This is a genomic window from Acinetobacter sp. PFS20, from assembly GCF_052261015.1.
Classification (GTDB): domain Bacteria; phylum Pseudomonadota; class Gammaproteobacteria; order Pseudomonadales; family Moraxellaceae; genus Acinetobacter.
Genome location: NZ_JBPVZE010000001.1, coordinates 1,053,110 through 1,068,988 on the forward strand (window position 1 = coordinate 1,053,110; position 15,879 = coordinate 1,068,988).

Here is a 15,879-nt window from a genome sequence, read left to right on the forward strand (position 1 = left end):
TTATTGTGCTTTCACGATGCCTCGCTGCTGTAAGAATTGGTGCCATTCTTTGACTGAACCCTCATAAACATTTAAGTCTACGGGCTTTATTATCCCTTCAATTTTACCCTGATTACTATGCTGCCAAAAGAGCCATTTTCGCTTGTCCTTCAGCTCAGGTTTTCCTTCGTAATCTCTGACCCAAAGTGGGGTATTAGGGAAACTTCCTATTAACACAATGTGGTAAAAAGTTTTGGAAATATAAAAGATAGGCTGTTTGCCATAATGCTGTTTTAGGCGGTCATGCATGATGCCTATTTCTTTAAGTAATTGTTCTTTGGTGTGCGCATTAATACAGTTGCCGTCATATTCCAGATCGATAACAGGAGGAAGGGCATCAGGTTTGTTGGGTACGGTTGCAATAAAATTTTCAGCTTGTGTTTTGCCATCGCGGCATAAACGGTAAAAATGATAAGCCCCAACATAAAAGCCATGTTCGCGTGCTTTTAACCAGTTTTCTTGAAATTTTGGATCTTTATAATCACCACCTTCGGTCGCTTTTAAATAGACGAACTGAAATTTTTGGGGTGATATTTTTTTCCAGTTAATATTTTCTTGATGATGAGAAACATCAAAGCCTTGAACCGGATAATCTTGAGCAATTGCTTTTTGTTGGTAGAACAGACCGAAGTAAGTGAGAACCCCCATAACACAAGCTAAAACAATCCCAATGAGGGTGTTGTAGCGTGGTGCAGAAAAGGTTTTTGCCAGCTTGGTCATGCAAAACTCAGTATCAATATGAAGCTCACATCATAGCGTGATTCGTGAATGAGAAACCATGTTAAAAATGCAACTGCTTACACAGGCGTATTTTTTGGAATTTGCCAAAAGATAAGCGCAGTAATGACATTAATACAGCCGAGGCAAATTAAAGTGACATGGAATGCAGTGGTCACATGGTCAGCTCCATAATAATTAGTAAAGATATTAATGAGAGTGCCCGCGAGTGCTACGCCAATACTCATTGATAGCATCATGATCATCGATAAAAAACTATTACCGCTACTTGCATCTTGTTGAGGCAGATCTTTTAAGGTCAATGTGTTCATACCCACAAATTGCAGTGAATTTAATGTGCCAAATAAGAAAAAGTGTAAGGCTCTAAACCAAGTTGGAGTGTCGACTGTCATGATGGCGAAAGAGGCAATACATAGCCCGACCAGTGTTGTGTTGATGAGTAAAAAACGTCGATAGCCAATCTTTTGAATAATGGGTCTGACAATTGGCTTTGAAAATAATGAGCCTAAGACCAAAGGGATCATCATTAAACCGGCTATGAAAGGTTCAAAGCCAAAAGCCACCTGTAACATGAGCGGTAAAACAAAAGGTAAGGCATTACCACCAAAGCGGGCAAAGAAATTACCTAAAATACCAATCGCATAAATTTTGTTTCTAAAAAGTCGGCTACGGAACAACGCATTTTGATGAGTATGTGAGTGATAGGCATACCAAAGCGTTGCGATTATGCCGACGATTAATAGCGAAATACTGAACCATTTAGAATATTCAGGTGAGGCTAAATGTTCGATACCCAAAGACCATCCAATCATGGCTACCACTAATAAGATGAAGCCACCTAAATCAAATGTTTTGACTGAAGGCTCTTTTAAATTAGGCATCACTTTTAATGTCATTAAGATGCCTAAGATACCCATGGGAATATTAATCAGGAAAATCCAGTGCCAAGTTGCAACTTCAACTAACCAGCCACCTAAAGTTGGGCCAGCCAACGGCCCGAGTAAACCTGCAAGACTCATTAAGCTCATTGCAGCTAAAAACTGAGTTCGGGGAATAATCTTTAAAAGGGATAATCGCCCAACAGGAAGTAGTAAAGCTCCACCTACGCCTTGGATGACTCGGAAAAATAAGAGTTCATTGAGGCTCTGAGAAAGACCACAACCTAAAGAGGCCAAAGTAAAAATAACGATTGCCGATAAGAAAATATTTCTAACACCAAAGCGGTCTGCTAACCATCCACTTAAAGGAATGCAGGCGGCTACTGATAATACATAGGCCACTACTACGCTATGCATGCGTAGAGGGTCTTCATTTAAATGGTGAGCCATTGCAGGAATAGCTGTATTTACAATTGTTGTGTCCAAAGCCTGCATAAAAAAGCCAATGGAAACCAAAAGTACGAGTAAGCGATATTCAGGTTGCAAGGCTTGGTGAGTCGGCGTGGCATTCATAACATTTGAAAGTTAACGTTTTGGTCTAGTGTAAAACAAATTGAAAGTAAAAAAAGTAAGACAATGTTGAATACCCCTTTAATAAATCTAAGTGCTTTTGAAGGTAGCGGTGAAAATAGTTAAAACGAAAAAAGCGGCAGAGCCGCTTTTTTATGGAGAGTAGGTGGATAACTAAACAACAAATCTTTTCGGCATTTTTAAATTTTTAATGACGTTATAAATTTGATCGACATCATCACATACAATTAATTTAGCTCGGTGCTGAAGGGGAAGAAAACCTTCTTGAACCGCATGGTCTAGTTGGGCAATCAATGCATTATAAAAGCCATTTACGTTATACAAAATCATGGGTTTTTGATGTTGGTTAAGTTGGCCCCACGTGGCTATTTCCAATATTTCTTCGAATGTTCCTAAACCACCCGGTAATGCAACAAATGCACTTGCACGTTCAGCCATCATGGCTTTGCGCTCATGCATGGTTTCTACTACGTGTAATTCGGTTAATCTTGAGTGTGCTTCTTCATAGTTAAGCATAAAATCAGGAATGACACCGACAGCTTCACCGCCATTTTCGAGTACGCTGTCGGCTACTTGTCCCATTAAGCCAATGCTTGCACCGCCGTAGACCAAACCAAAGCCTTGCTCAGCAATTCCACGAGCGAGCTCAATTGCTTTTTCTCGATAGATTGGATTATTTCCTACACGTGAACCACAATATAATGCAATAAGAGGTTGTTTTGTTTTTACAGCTGTTATAGATGAATCATTTACTGCCATTGTTAATACGCTATTCATTGCTTTATTTTCACCTTATCACGTTCATATTTCTTGTCTACACTAAGCCAAAGATATGACAACTTTATAAGCAGATTTATAAGAAAGATTCATGTTTTGTATGGGTTTGGTGAATGCCCGTCATGAACAAATAAAAATGATGAATTTCTATTAAATCTTGCCTATACTAAAAATTCGTTTAACAACATATGAACAAATATGGGTAGTGGTTGTAGTCGCTCCGTTTTAATTTCTTGTCCTAAAAAAACATTTTCCCTCCTTTGTATGGGCATGCCTGCTGTGTTGCCAAATAAAGATAAAATCCAATCAGCACAGGAGCAGGATCGATGATCTTTGAATGGATGTCTGATCCCTCTGCTTGGGTGGGTTTAGCAACTTTAATCGTTCTTGAAATTGTATTGGGGATCGATAACCTCGTTTTCATCGCTATTTTGGCCGAAAAACTGCCGCCAGAGCAGAGAGGCAAGGCTCGAAAGCTGGGATTATTATTAGCCTTGGGCATGCGTATGCTCTTGTTGGCTGCTATCGCTTGGGTAGTTACGTTAACCCAGCCACTTTTCCATATTTTTGATCATCCTTTTTCTGGTCGTGATTTGATTCTATTATTCGGTGGTGTGTTCTTGCTCTTTAAAGGCACCATGGAATTGCATGAACGAATGGAAGGCAAACAATTACAAAAAGAAGAAAATCCAGTTCATGCTGCATTCTGGATGGTCATTGTCCAGATTGTAGTGCTTGATGCTGTGTTCTCTTTAGACAGCGTGATTACTGCAGTAGGAATGGTCAAAGACAAGAGCGTCATGATGTTGGCGATGATTGTTGCTGTGGGTATTATGCTGTGGGCATCAAGACCCCTCATGGACTTTGTCAATAAGCATCCAACAGTCGTTATTCTGTGTCTTGGTTTCTTGATGATGATTGGTTTCTCTTTGGTTGTGGAAGGTTTTGGTTTCCATATTCCGAAGGGCTACTTATATGCTGCAATTGGCTTCTCAGTTTTGGTGGAAGTTATCAATCAGAGCATGCGTCGCAATCAGGAAAAGCTGGTTACAACCACAGACTTGCGTTATCGCACTGCCTCCGCAGTTTTACGTATGTTAGGAAGTAAAAGCAGTGGTTCTAGCTCAGATACACAATCTTCTGATAAAGAAGACGTATTAGCGACACAAGCTTTTGCAGATGAAGTCTTTGACGAAGAAAATGGCGCTTATCATAGTGTGCTTGTGCAAGGTGTTCTTGGTTTATCAGAACGTCCTGTAAAGTCTGTTATGACTCCACGACCTGAACTTGAATGGATTAATTTAGATGACGAACCTGAAGTGTTAAAAGAACGCTTAATGTCAATGACACACTCTCGTTTGATTGTTGCACGTGGTGAGCTTGATAATATTGAGGGTATCGCATTAACACATAAAGTTTTAAACGGCTTTATTGAAACAGGCGTGGTTGATTTCGAAAAGCATTTACGTGAACCTGTCATTGTGCATGAAAATGCTCAAGTACTGATGGTGATGGAGCAATTACGTCAAGCACCATTACAAATGGCAATCGTTTTAAATGAATACGGTTCAATTGAAGGTATTGCAACACCAATTGATATTTTAGAAGCCATTGCTGGTGAATTCCCCGATGAAGATGAGCTGGATGCAGCAGCTGAGAGCTTGGCAGATGGCTCATTAATACTTGAAGGTTCAACGGATATTCGCCACGTATCTCTTTTATTAGGTCGTGATTTGGTTGATGAAAGTGAACAGTATTCAACTTTGTCAGGTTATTTGTTATTCCATTTAGGTCGCTTACCAGAAAATGGTGAAGCTGTTGAAGCAGATGGTTATCGCTTTGAAGTGATTACGATGGAAGGTCATAAAATCGAGAAAGTTCATATTGTTTCTATCGAACAAGATGAATCAAAAGATTAAATGATATTTTAAGCCTAGAAACATCATAAAATAGCTCAACTCTGAGCTATTTTTTATTTGAGAAACACAGAATGACTCAACACACTTGTCCATGTGGAAAAGGCAGCTATGCAGAATGTTGTGAGCCTTTACATTTAGGCACAGCAAAAGCCCTGACAGCAGAGCAGCTTATGCGTTCGCGTTATAGTGCTTTTGCATTGCAGCAAATTGATTATATTGTGAAAACAACCGCTTTAGGCCAGCAAACTGAACTTGATAAAGAGGCTATTGCAGACTGGAGCAAACAAAATCAATGGTTGGGTTTAGAAGTCGTTAATGTCAAAGAAAAACTAGATAAAACCCATGCACAGGTTGAATTCAAGGCACATTATCATGATGGACAAAAAGCTCAGGTTCATCATGAGATTTCACATTTTGTATATCAACAACAATGGTTTTTTCTTGATCCCACTGTAGATATGCAGGTCACGATGAAACAGCCTTGTATATGTGGCTCTGGAAAAAAATTTAAACAATGCTGTGCACAATTCCTATAACTTTATCTTAAAATACGCGCACCGTTTGGCCTGAGGGAAAGGGCAATGTTACTCACCGTTATTTATATTATTGCGATTACTGCCGAAGCCATGACAGGTGCATTGTCTGCTGGGCGACGGAGTATGGACTGGTTCGGTGTCGTACTGATTGCCTGTGTGACTGCCTTAGGAGGCGGGTCGGTACGTGATGTATTACTTGGTCACTATCCTTTAACTTGGGTAAAACATCCTGAATATTTAGTTCTGACTTGTTGTGCTGCATTTGTCACAATCATTATTGCCAAATGGATGCGTCACTTACATAACATCTTTTTGGTGCTCGATGCCTTAGGTCTAATTGGATTTACCATTATTGGTTGTCAGATTGCTTTACAAATGGGGCATGGTTTTGTCGTATCGGCAGTAGCAGGGGTGTTAACTGGAGTTTCTGGCGGTATTTTGCGTGACATTTTATGTAACGATGTTCCGTTCGTTTTCCGTCGCGAACTTTATGCGAGTATTTCTTTTGTAGCGGTCATTTGCTATTGGGTATGCTTAGATTTGGGATTCAGTTTAGAGTTAACTGTTATTTCAACCTTAATTTTCGGTTTTACTCTGCGTCTAATTGCGATCTATTTCGGCTTAGAAATGCCTAAGTTTATTTATAAAGATGACGATGCAGAATCAGCTTCATCAACCGATGAACATTAATCATGCAGAATGCGATGTGAGCATGCTATAACAATTAAATATTGTCTTGCTCACTTATTCTTTCCAGTAGAGTTTTCTTATGGATCTGGTTTCACGTATACAAAATCTTCCAATTGGCAAATTCCACTACACTTTATTGTGGGTGGTTGGTTTAGGTTGGATGTTTGATGCGATGGACACCGGTATCATTGCTTTTATCATGACAACGCTTGTTAAAGACTGGGCATTAACCCCAGCCCAAAGCGGTTGGATTGTGAGTATTGGCTTTGTAGGAATGGCTATTGGAGCGGTTTGCTCGGGAGCCTTAGCCGATCGGTTTGGTCGAAAGACAATATTTGCTACGACTATGGCAATTTATAGTATCGCGACTGCCTTATGTGCATTTGCTCCAGATTTGAAATGGTTATTGATTTTCCGTTTTATTGTTGGTCTTGGACTTGGCGGGCAATTACCTGTTGCAGTGACATTGGTGAGTGAATATATACCCTCACATGTACGCGGTCGTTTTATTGTATTACTTGAAAGTTTTTGGGGTTTAGGCTGGTTAGTTGCGGCGTTAATTTCTTATTTTATTATTCCTAAATTTGGCTGGCATATCGCATTTCTGATGGGCGGCCTCCCTCTGATTTATATTCTAGTGATTTGGAAAAAACTCCCTGAGTCGATACCGTACCTGATTAACCGTGGCCGCATCGAAGAAGCGCATGCTTTAGTACAAAAACTAGAAGCTCAGGCGGGTGTCCAAATCGTTCATCATATTGAAGTTGTGCCTGTCGCTATACAACAAAAGGTCTCTTTTAAACAACTTTGGAGTGGCCCTTTTGCACGCCGTAGTTTAATGCTCTGGCTGATCTGGTTTGGAATCGTATATTCCTACTACGGTATCTTTACGTGGTTGCCAAGTTTATTGGTGAAACAAGGCTATGACATTGTTAAATCTTTTGAATATGTTTTGCTGATGATTTTGGCGCAACTACCGGGCTACTTGGCAGCGGCATGGTTTGTAGAACGATTGGGTAGAAAAATTACTCTCGCTTCATTTATTGGGTTTTGTGCACTGTCTGCATATTTCTTTGGACAAGCCCACAGCGTAAATAGCATTATGTTTTGGGGCTGTCTCATGTCATTCTTTAATTTAGGGGCATGGGGAGTGTTATATACCTATACGCCAGAACAATATCCAGCCAATATTCGGGCTTTTGGTTCGGGCTGGGCATCGGCAATGGGGCGTTTAGGCGGAATTTTGGCGCCGATTGTGGTTACCCATATGATGGTTGCAAAGCATGGGTTTAGCCATGTTTTTATGATGTTTACTGTTGTTTTACTTTTGGTCGCAGCTGTAATTTTAATATTAGGTGAAGAAACCCAAGGGAAAAGACTAGAGTCGATAGGCTTGTAATTTTGCCTAACTTTATAGCAAGTAACTAAAAATATAGAGAGATGAGACATAATTTGACGCTCAGGTGACAGACTCCCTCTTGTGTCTGTAACATAGCCCACTTAGCATAAGACTCATTTAAAATAACGACTGATTTGGAAGATAAGCTGACTATGACCAGCCTTGCGCATCAAGCGACAGAAAACCGCTCTGTAGCCGAATTTACTGAACAGGCTTACTTGAATTATGCCATGTACGTCATTATGGACCGTGCATTGCCGCATATCAGTGATGGCTTAAAGCCTGTACAGCGCCGTATTGTCTATGCCATGAGCGAGCTAGGCTTAAAAAATAGCGGCAAGCCAAAAAAATCAGCACGTACAGTAGGTGATGTGCTAGGTAAATACCATCCTCATGGTGACTCGGCATGTTATGAAGCGATGGTATTGATGGCTCAGCCATTTAGTTATCGTTATCCTTTAATTGAAGGACAAGGTAACTGGGGGGCACCAGATGATCCTAAGTCATTTGCTGCGATGCGTTATACCGAAGCAAAGCTTTCTGCCTACAGTGAGTTGTTATTAAATGAGTTAGGTCAGGGCACAACTGACTGGCAAGATAACTTTGATGGTTCATTAAAAGAACCTATTACTTTGCCAGCGCGTATTCCTAATATTCTGCTCAACGGCACAACTGGTATTGCGGTTGGTATGGCAACCGATATTCCTCCACATAATTTACGTGAAGTGATTAAAGGAACGATTGCATTAATTCGTAACCCGCAAACTTCAGATGAAAAATTGGCTGAATATATTCCAGGGCCAGATTTACCAACAAAAGCTGAAATTATTACTCCGCCAGAAGAATTACTCAAAATTCAGACCACTGGTCGTGGCAGTTACCGCATGCGAGCGGTTTATACCATCGAAAAAAATGAAATCGTGATTACTGAACTGCCTTATCAAGTATCGGGCTCTAAGGTGATTACTCAAATTGCCGACCAAATGCAGGCCAAAAAGCTGCCATTAGTCGTTGATATTCGTGACGAGTCGGATCATGCAAACCCAACACGATTAGTGATTGTACTTCGCTCTAACCGCATTGATGCAGAAGCGGTAATGAGCCACTTATTTGCAACCACCGATTTAGAGTCGAGCTACCGTGTTAATTTAAACATGATTGGTGAGGATGGACGTCCTCAAGTTAAATCGATTCGTCGTATTTTGCTTGAATGGATTGAGATCCGTAAAAAGACGGTCACTCGCCGTTTAGAATATCATTTAAACCGAATTGAAAAACGTCTGCATATTTTGGCAGGTCTTTTAATTGCTTATCTTGATATTGATACAGTGATTCGTATTATTCGTGAAGAAGATCAGCCTAAACCAGTGTTGATGGAACATTTCAATATTGATGAGATACAGGCAGAAGCAATTTTAGAACTCAAGTTGCGTCATTTAGCAAAACTTGAAGAGATGGAAATCCGTCATGAACAAGATGAGCTTGCTGCAAAAGCTGCCATTATTCGTGAGCAATTAGAAAATCCAGAATCTTTAAAAAATCTGATTATTGGTGAATTAAAAGAAGACGCGAAAAAGTTTGGTGACGAACGCCGTTCTCCAATCGTGGTGCGTGCTGAAGCTGTTCAGATTAAAGAACAGGATTTAATGCCAGCTGAAGCGGTAACGGTGGTTTTATCTGAAGCTGGATGGATTCGTGCTGCAAAAGGTGCGGATGTTGATGCAGAGAATTTAAACTATCGTGCGGGCGACCAATATTTAAGTCATGCTGTGGGTAAAACCAATCAACGGATCTATTTCCTTGATGAGACAGGGCGTAGTTATGCCTTGCCTATTAGCAGTTTGCCATCAGCAAGAGGTTTGGGTGAACCATTAAGTTCTAAACTTGCTCCTGCAAGTGGCGTGTCGTTTATTCAGGTTTATCTAGAAGACGAAGAGTCTGAACTTATCGCGGCGAGTACCTCTGGTTATGGGTTTAAAACTCAAACCAAACAGTTAGATACCAATGCCAAAGCAGGTAAGACATTCTTGTCTGTTCCTGAAAAATCAAAAGCTTTACCATTAATATCTGCTCAAAATATGACGCACTTAGCAGTGCTCAGCTCAGCAGGTCGACTCTTGATTATTGATTTGGCAGAACTACCAAATCTAAATAAGGGTAAAGGTAATAAGTTGATACAACTTGATGCGAAAGAGCAAATTTTATCCATGACAACCCTGAACTTAGATGAAATAATTCAGGTGGTTGCAGGTCAGCAACATCTAAAATTAAAAGGTGATGATCTACAAAAATATATGGGTAAACGAGCTTCAAAAGGTCAGCTCTTACCACGTGGATATCAAAAAGCAAATAAACTGTTGATTCAGAGATAAAGCTAGCGTCTGGCAACATAAATACGCTATATATGGCAACATGTTCAAGCAATGAACTGAACTTGTTGGTATTGAATAACGATTAAAAGGACAGCAATTTGGAGTACGTAATTTGTACTCCATGCAAAAAATTTGGCAGGGTTAAATTGTCAAAACTTCTGTCTCATAATCTTGTTCGAAGTGTCATGAATGTGCCAATAAGTTTTAAATATGTTCTGGCACCAAGAAGCTAAAGAATAGCTGGGGCATTGAATAACAGTTATTACTAAGGATTACGAATCGGAGATAATGGCATTATGGAAAAAATTTGGTTTGCAGAATACCAAAAAACAGGGATTCCAGAAACAGTAGCATTGCCTGCGGAAAATACCTCACTTGTTGATATTTTTGAGAGTAATTTCCAAAAATTTGGTTCTCGCGATGCCTTTATCTTTATGGATAAAGCGATGTCATTTAATGAGTTAGAACTTGCAAGCCGTAAGTTCGCAACCTATTTGCAAAATTTGGGGTTAGCAAAAGGAACTCGTGTGGCAGTGATGATGCCGAATGTATTGCAGTATCCTGTAGTTGCATTAGCTGTGTTACGTGCAGGTTTAGTGTTAGTAAACGTTAACCCACTTTATACTGCGCGTGAACTTGAGCATCAATTAAATGACTCAGGTGCAGAAGTACTTGTGATTATCGAAAACTTTGCCAGTGTTTACCAAAGCATTTTAGGTAAAACTCCAGTGAAGCATGTTGTAGTTGCATCAGTCGGAGATATGCTCGGTACACTCAAAGGTACTCTGGTGAATTTTGTATTACGTAAAGTACGTAAACAAATTCCAGCTTGGAATATTCCAGGACACGTTAAATTTAACTCAGCATTAAATAAAGAAAATGCGAGTAATTATAAGCGTCCGACTTTAACTTTAAGTGACACGGCTGTACTTCAATACACTGGTGGTACAACAGGCGTTTCAAAAGGTGCAGAGCTTACGCATCGTAATCTTGTAGCAAACTTACTTCAATGTGATGGTATTTTCCAAAGTAAATTTGGAGCAAACGATGGTGCTAAAGGCGACCGTATTGTTTGTGCGCTACCGCTTTATCATATTTTTGCGTTCATGGTTTGCGCGATGTACGGTATGTATAAAGGACAAGCAAATATCTTGATTCCGAACCCTCGTGATTTACCAGCTGTTATTAACGAATTACGTAAATATCAACCATCATTCTTCCCAGCGGTAAACACATTGTTTAATGCTTTAGTGAACAATGAAGAATTCAAACAACTTGACCATAGCAATTTAAAAATGGCGATGGGCGGTGGTATGGCCGTTTTACCTTCTACAGCAGAAGCGTGGAAGAAAATTACGGGTACAACCATTATTGAAGGTTATGGCTTGTCAGAAACTTCACCGGTAGCAACTGCAAACCCACCAGCTTCTACCGAATTTAGCGGCACTATTGGTATTCCGTTACCTTTAACTGAAGTTGCTATTTTAGATGATGACGGTAAAGAAGTTGCTTTAGGTGAGCAAGGCGAAATCTCGATTCGTGGTCCTCAAGTGATGAAGGGCTACTGGAATCGTCCTGATGAGACAGCTAAAGTCATGACAGCAGATGGTTTCTTCCGTACTGGTGACATTGGTGTGATGGATAGCCGTGGATATACAAAAATTGTAGACCGTAAAAAGGATATGATTTTGGTTTCTGGCTTTAACGTTTACCCAAGTGAAATCGAAGAAGTTATTGCTAAGCATCCAAAAGTATTGGAAGTTGCAGCCATTGGTGTTCCAGATGAAAAATCAGGTGAAGTGCCAAAACTCTTTATTGTGAAAAAAGATCAAAGCTTAACGACTGAAGAAGTTTTGAGCTTCGCTAAAGAAAACTTAACAGGCTATAAACGCCCTCGTTATGTTGAGTTTATGGATGAATTACCAAAATCAAATGTAGGCAAAATTTTACGTAAAGACTTACGTAAACCAGCTTAACCAGTTAATAAAAAAAGCGCCTTAGGGCGCTTTTTTTATTTTAGTTTTTATGGCTTTTTATAAACCAGCGGTCTATATAAGGGCGTCCAATTCCGACCATTCCAACAAAAACAAGCATTGTGCCGAGTTGAAGGCGTAGGTGAGTTAAATCAAGCTGACCATAACTTAAATAATTATCTGCTAAGCAATATATCGTAATCACAATGAGCCAATGCCACAAAGTAAGTCGTTTAATACCGACTGCAATAAAGGTAATTGTTAAAATAACAAAGGTGCCAAGTGTCGATTGCCAATTCAAATTTGCACAAATCACACTAAGTAAAAAAGCCATAATAGGGAGTACGATCTTTAATATGCGATCTATCTGAAGTTGATTCTGTTTTTGCTTATCCAAGACTTCAAACAATTCTTTTTGATCAGGTTGTTGCATACATGGCCCTATTAATCAGTGATGACAAGTGATTGCATAAAATTTCAGGTAAAAACGCAATGTTATGATAGCATGATCAACAGTATTTTCAGTGATGGATGGCACTATGCAGGGCATCAGCGGCATTATCTATATTATTTTAGTGGCATGTTTGCTGCCATACGCATTTACCGTAATTGCAAAGTTTACAGGTGGTTTTCAGCCTGCCGATAATCAAAACCCGAGAGCTTTTTTTGCCAAAACAACTGGTTTGGCTGCTCGTGCAAATGCCGTACAACAAAATAGTTTTGAAAGCTTACCTTTATTCTTAACGGCTATTTTAATGGCTGAATATATGGTCGTTCCAGAATATTTTATTCTGAGATTAGGTTGGGCATATATTATTTTAAGAGTTATTTATGGGATCTGTTATTTAAGTAACTGGGCAACTTTACGTTCGATTGTCTGGTTCTTATCTATATTGTGCCCAATCTTCTTATTAGTGGTCACGATTAAACTGACTTGAGTGTCATTCTGTCATCATTCATATCAACTTTCGCGTGTGCGCATTGTATAATCGGCATCATTTTGATGATATCCACGCTATAATCGAGTGGATTTTACATCTGACTTCATAACGAAAGAGTATTGATATGAGTTACAGCAATATCCCAGCAGGTAAAGATGCCCCAAATGACATCTATGTCATCATTGAAATTCCTGCAAATGCAGCACCAATTAAATATGAAATCGACAAAGATTCTGATGCATTGTTTGTAGACCGTTTCATGGGTACAGCAATGTTCTATCCAGCGAACTATGGTTATGTTCCAAATACTTTGTCTGAAGATGGTGACCCGTTAGACGTACTTGTTGTAACTCCACATCCTGTTGCTGCTGGTTCAGTCATTCGTTGCCGTCCAGTGGGCAAATTAAAAATGGAAGATGATGGTGGTATCGATGCGAAATTAATCGCTGTTCCACACGAGAAATTGTCTCCATTGTATAAAGACGTTAAGGAATATACAGATCTTCCTCCGTTATTAATTAGCCAAATTGAGCATTTCTTCAGTCACTATAAAGATTTAGAACCAGGTAAGTGGGTAAAAATCAGTGGTTGGGAAGGTGCTGACGTTGCTAAAGCTGAAGTATTAAAAGCAATTGAAGCTGCTAAATAAGCTTTAATTGATAGGGCTCAGAATGCCTCAATTGATATTCTGAGCTTAATAAAAAAACCTACATCTGTTGCCAGACGTAGGTTTTTTTATACTTGATAAATTTGTGAATTAGAATAATTTCACAGGAATATCAAGGAAGATACGCCATTCATTGGTGTCACCAATGTAAGCACCTTGATATGAATCGCTTGCACGATAGTAAGAGTTACGAATACGAAGGCTTGCATCTTTAGCAAAACCGCTTTGAACAGTGTATTTCACTTGGTTAAAGAACTCACGTTCCTGAGCACTGTCAGTTACATTTCTAACTTTGATGTCCCAACCGTATACAAATGCAGTCGTCCAGTTTAAACCAGGTAATACACCTAACTTACCAAAATCAACGTTGTATTGAATTTGTGCTGATTTTTCATCGTTACCGATGAAGTCAGACAAATAAGAGTTCGGTAAATAGATACTTTGGCCACCGTCAGCATTACCACCGTAATCATAACCAACATTACCACTGTTTTGTTGGTATGCTAACATCACACTATGTGGACCAGTTGCATAAGTACCTGAAATTGCCCAAATGTTATTAGACTTTTCTTCACCTGCTATACCAGTTTTACCATAATCTGGTGCTACTGCTCCAGTAGCTGAGTAGGTATTCGCATTCGCATCGAATTTAGTGTGGTAGCCACTAAAATCGTAAGTTAATGAACTGTCATTCGCCAAAGGCTGTTTATAGTTTACATTTACATAATGGCGTTCAAGAGCATTTTTACTGTCTAGACCAAAGTAAGATGCATTCAAGTTATCATCAAATTTATATTTAGCACCCCAAACAATTGCACGGTCAAGATGACGACCATCTGTATTCACCTGATCAGAATACTGATCTTTAGTAAATTTACCAGCAATCACTTCTAAATTTTTAATTTCATGACTAGTTAACAAAGTACCCGTGAAATATTCAGGTACCAAACGTGCTGTGTTACTTGCTAGAACTGGTAAATCAAGTACTTGAGTACCGTAACGTACTGTTGTATTTGAGAAACGTGCTTTAACATTAGCACCACCACGTGCCCAGTGATCATAAGAATCACCAGCACCTTTTGTTGGTACGCCATCATCATTGAGACCAGTTTCACGTGGAATCATGTTATTGCCAGCGTTTTTGTTTGCGCCGATTTTAAATGAACCATCGCCCACAACACCTACACCGAAACCGACAATACCAGGAGTAAAGCCAGAATCAATATTTACGATTGCTGTTTGAGCAAATGAACTGGTATCATCCACGCCATTTTTTTTGTCACGGCTGATGTAACCTGTACGGAAGAGAATAGAACCGTTCGCATCTTCAACAAATCCTTTTGCCTCGCTTTGCTCGCTTGCCTGAGCTGAGGAAATTATTGCCGCAGAAATGAGAACTGCTAATGTAAGTTTTTGTGCATTTAGCATATTTAAAGAACCTCATAAAAACGATAAATCCTGTGCCTTGTTATTGTTCAGGGCCTAGGATTTCAATCAATTGTATAAGTAATCTATAAAAAAGATATATTTTTGTTGATTTTATTTTATATATGCTATGCAGAAATTGATTAATGTGCTACTGCTTGTTGACTAAATTTACTATTAAGCTTTTATACTTAATGTATTGTTTAAAATAAAAAAAGTAATTTATTTTTTAGTGTATTTTTACCATTTATTTTATATTCCAAGCTCAAAAATTAGTTGATTCTTCTGTTCGTTTTTTGATCTTTTTTGATGGATATGTTTACTTTTTAATCTTCTCTTGAGTTGATTTTTTCGACAATTTATTTTTAATGTTTTTTAAAATGTTACTTTATAACATTATTTTGAAGAGTAATGTACAAAAATAGATCACTGTAGAAGACCAATAGAATTTAGTTTAAATGGTCAAACTTAGTGCAATATTCTGCGTAAATTTTGTGCATCACTTTTTTCGTTCATATGGCTACTTAAAAAAGACCCAAAATAGTTCATAAGTTTTAAAACAAGAAAAATAAAAAAATCTCATTAAAAGAAATGCCCATTTACAGACCATCAAAAGCTCAGCTTTAAGAAATTTACGTAATTTTTATATCTCTTATTTAAGCTTAGATAGAAATTTTATATGGAGTAAATGGATACTGCTGATGTCGCTCATTTATTTCCGACAAGGTGTTTACTCATGTTGATTTCTTCTCAATGGTTGAAATTATTTTTTTATAATATTGTTTTTTATAAATATATTTTTATAAATATAAAGTGGAATTTTTCTTGTAGAGATATTTTGATTTCAATATTAATGATGTCTAAAGATGGAAAAAATGGACTTGGCACAGCAATTGCTAAAGCTTAAGTAACACAATGTGTTTTATATACATAA

General features: G+C 38.7%; 14 protein-coding genes. 9 read left to right on the plus strand and 5 right to left on the minus strand.

Annotated features, from left to right (window positions below; genetic code table 11):
• The 3 genes from ACS125_RS05010 to ACS125_RS05020 all read right to left on the minus strand — a co-directional run bounded on the left by ACS125_RS05010 (position 1) and on the right by ACS125_RS05020 (position 3,023).
• The gene (locus tag ACS125_RS05010; RefSeq protein WP_443270876.1) at positions 1-759 is read right to left on the minus strand and encodes a glycoside hydrolase family 25 protein; all 759 of its coding nucleotides are present in this window, start codon (positions 757-759) and stop codon (positions 1-3) included.
• Positions 760-836: 77 nt separating this feature from the next.
• Complete coding sequence (gene mdtD, locus ACS125_RS05015) at positions 837-2,228, minus strand: multidrug transporter subunit MdtD (protein WP_443270878.1); 1,392 nt, start codon at positions 2,226-2,228, stop codon at positions 837-839.
• Positions 2,229-2,399: 171 nt separating this feature from the next.
• A complete protein-coding gene (locus ACS125_RS05020) occupies positions 2,400-3,023 on the minus strand; it encodes an LOG family protein (protein WP_311076288.1) in 624 nt (207 codons plus the stop codon).
• A 326-nt stretch (positions 3,024-3,349) separates the two neighbouring features.
• On the opposite strand from ACS125_RS05020, the gene ACS125_RS05025 reads away from it, so the two are divergent.
• The 6 genes from ACS125_RS05025 to ACS125_RS05050 all read left to right on the plus strand — a co-directional run bounded on the left by ACS125_RS05025 (position 3,350) and on the right by ACS125_RS05050 (position 11,915).
• The gene (locus ACS125_RS05025; RefSeq protein ID WP_443270881.1) at positions 3,350-4,942 is read left to right on the plus strand and encodes a TerC family protein; all 1,593 of its coding nucleotides are present in this window, start codon (positions 3,350-3,352) and stop codon (positions 4,940-4,942) included.
• 71 nt (positions 4,943-5,013) lie between these two features.
• Complete coding sequence (locus ACS125_RS05030) at positions 5,014-5,478, plus strand: YchJ family protein (RefSeq protein ID WP_443270883.1); 465 nt, start codon at positions 5,014-5,016, stop codon at positions 5,476-5,478.
• Positions 5,479-5,523: 45 nt separating this feature from the next.
• The gene (locus ACS125_RS05035) at positions 5,524-6,168 is read left to right on the plus strand and encodes a trimeric intracellular cation channel family protein (protein ID WP_004795225.1); all 645 of its coding nucleotides are present in this window, start codon (positions 5,524-5,526) and stop codon (positions 6,166-6,168) included.
• 79 nt (positions 6,169-6,247) lie between these two features.
• Entirely contained in the window at positions 6,248-7,567 is a 1,320-nt protein-coding gene (niaP, locus tag ACS125_RS05040) for a niacin transporter NiaP (RefSeq protein WP_174758411.1), read from the plus strand.
• 152 nt (positions 7,568-7,719) lie between these two features.
• On the plus strand, positions 7,720-9,939 hold the full coding sequence (gene parC, locus ACS125_RS05045; RefSeq protein WP_013199151.1) for a DNA topoisomerase IV subunit A: 2,220 nt from the start codon (positions 7,720-7,722) through the stop codon (positions 9,937-9,939).
• 296 nt (positions 9,940-10,235) lie between these two features.
• Positions 10,236-11,915, plus strand: a complete 1,680-nt coding sequence (locus ACS125_RS05050) for a long-chain-fatty-acid--CoA ligase (protein WP_004795215.1) — start codon at positions 10,236-10,238, stop codon at positions 11,913-11,915.
• Between the two features lie 40 nt (positions 11,916-11,955).
• Here the strand turns inward: ACS125_RS05050 and ACS125_RS05055 are convergent, their stop codons facing one another.
• The gene (locus tag ACS125_RS05055) at positions 11,956-12,345 is read right to left on the minus strand and encodes a hypothetical protein (protein WP_005301519.1); all 390 of its coding nucleotides are present in this window, start codon (positions 12,343-12,345) and stop codon (positions 11,956-11,958) included.
• A 106-nt stretch (positions 12,346-12,451) separates the two neighbouring features.
• Here ACS125_RS05055 and ACS125_RS05060 point away from each other — a divergent pair, with 106 nt between their 5' ends.
• Together ACS125_RS05060 and ppa are read left to right on the plus strand one after the other, a co-directional pair.
• On the plus strand, positions 12,452-12,850 hold the full coding sequence (locus ACS125_RS05060) for an MAPEG family protein (RefSeq protein ID WP_004795212.1): 399 nt from the start codon (positions 12,452-12,454) through the stop codon (positions 12,848-12,850).
• A gap of 127 nt (positions 12,851-12,977) precedes the next feature.
• Entirely contained in the window at positions 12,978-13,502 is a 525-nt protein-coding gene (gene ppa, locus ACS125_RS05065; protein ID WP_004795210.1) for an inorganic diphosphatase, read from the plus strand.
• A 108-nt stretch (positions 13,503-13,610) separates the two neighbouring features.
• Here ppa and ACS125_RS05070 read toward each other — a convergent pair whose 3' ends face one another.
• Entirely contained in the window at positions 13,611-14,948 is a 1,338-nt protein-coding gene (locus tag ACS125_RS05070; RefSeq protein WP_443270888.1) for an OprD family outer membrane porin, read from the minus strand.
• Between the two features lie 733 nt (positions 14,949-15,681).
• Between ACS125_RS05070 and ACS125_RS05075 the strand changes: the two genes are divergently transcribed.
• Positions 15,682-15,852 (plus strand): hypothetical protein, encoded by a 171-nt coding sequence (locus ACS125_RS05075; RefSeq protein WP_171388243.1) that lies wholly within the window; start codon positions 15,682-15,684, stop codon positions 15,850-15,852.
• Positions 15,853-15,879: the final 27 nt, after the last annotated feature.

Coding starts and splice junctions, on each gene's coding strand:
- ACS125_RS05020 (WP_311076288.1), bottom strand. CDS start 3,023: ATGAATAGCGTATTAACAATGGCAGTAAATGATTCATCTATAACAGCT.
- ACS125_RS05010 (WP_443270876.1), bottom strand. CDS start 759: ATGACCAAGCTGGCAAAAACCTTTTCTGCACCACGCTACAACACCCTC.
- mdtD (WP_443270878.1), bottom strand. CDS start 2,228: ATGAATGCCACGCCGACTCACCAAGCCTTGCAACCTGAATATCGCTTA.
- ACS125_RS05025 (WP_443270881.1), top strand. CDS start 3,350: ATGATCTTTGAATGGATGTCTGATCCCTCTGCTTGGGTGGGTTTAGCA.
- ACS125_RS05055 (WP_005301519.1), bottom strand. CDS start 12,345: ATGCAACAACCTGATCAAAAAGAATTGTTTGAAGTCTTGGATAAGCAA.
- ACS125_RS05075 (WP_171388243.1), top strand. CDS start 15,682: ATGTTGATTTCTTCTCAATGGTTGAAATTATTTTTTTATAATATTGTT.
- ACS125_RS05070 (WP_443270888.1), bottom strand. CDS start 14,948: ATGCTAAATGCACAAAAACTTACATTAGCAGTTCTCATTTCTGCGGCA.
- ACS125_RS05030 (WP_443270883.1), top strand. CDS start 5,014: ATGACTCAACACACTTGTCCATGTGGAAAAGGCAGCTATGCAGAATGT.
- ACS125_RS05060 (WP_004795212.1), top strand. CDS start 12,452: ATGCAGGGCATCAGCGGCATTATCTATATTATTTTAGTGGCATGTTTG.
- ppa (WP_004795210.1), top strand. CDS start 12,978: ATGAGTTACAGCAATATCCCAGCAGGTAAAGATGCCCCAAATGACATC.
- parC (WP_013199151.1), top strand. CDS start 7,720: ATGACCAGCCTTGCGCATCAAGCGACAGAAAACCGCTCTGTAGCCGAA.
- ACS125_RS05050 (WP_004795215.1), top strand. CDS start 10,236: ATGGAAAAAATTTGGTTTGCAGAATACCAAAAAACAGGGATTCCAGAA.
- niaP (WP_174758411.1), top strand. CDS start 6,248: ATGGATCTGGTTTCACGTATACAAAATCTTCCAATTGGCAAATTCCAC.
- ACS125_RS05035 (WP_004795225.1), top strand. CDS start 5,524: ATGTTACTCACCGTTATTTATATTATTGCGATTACTGCCGAAGCCATG.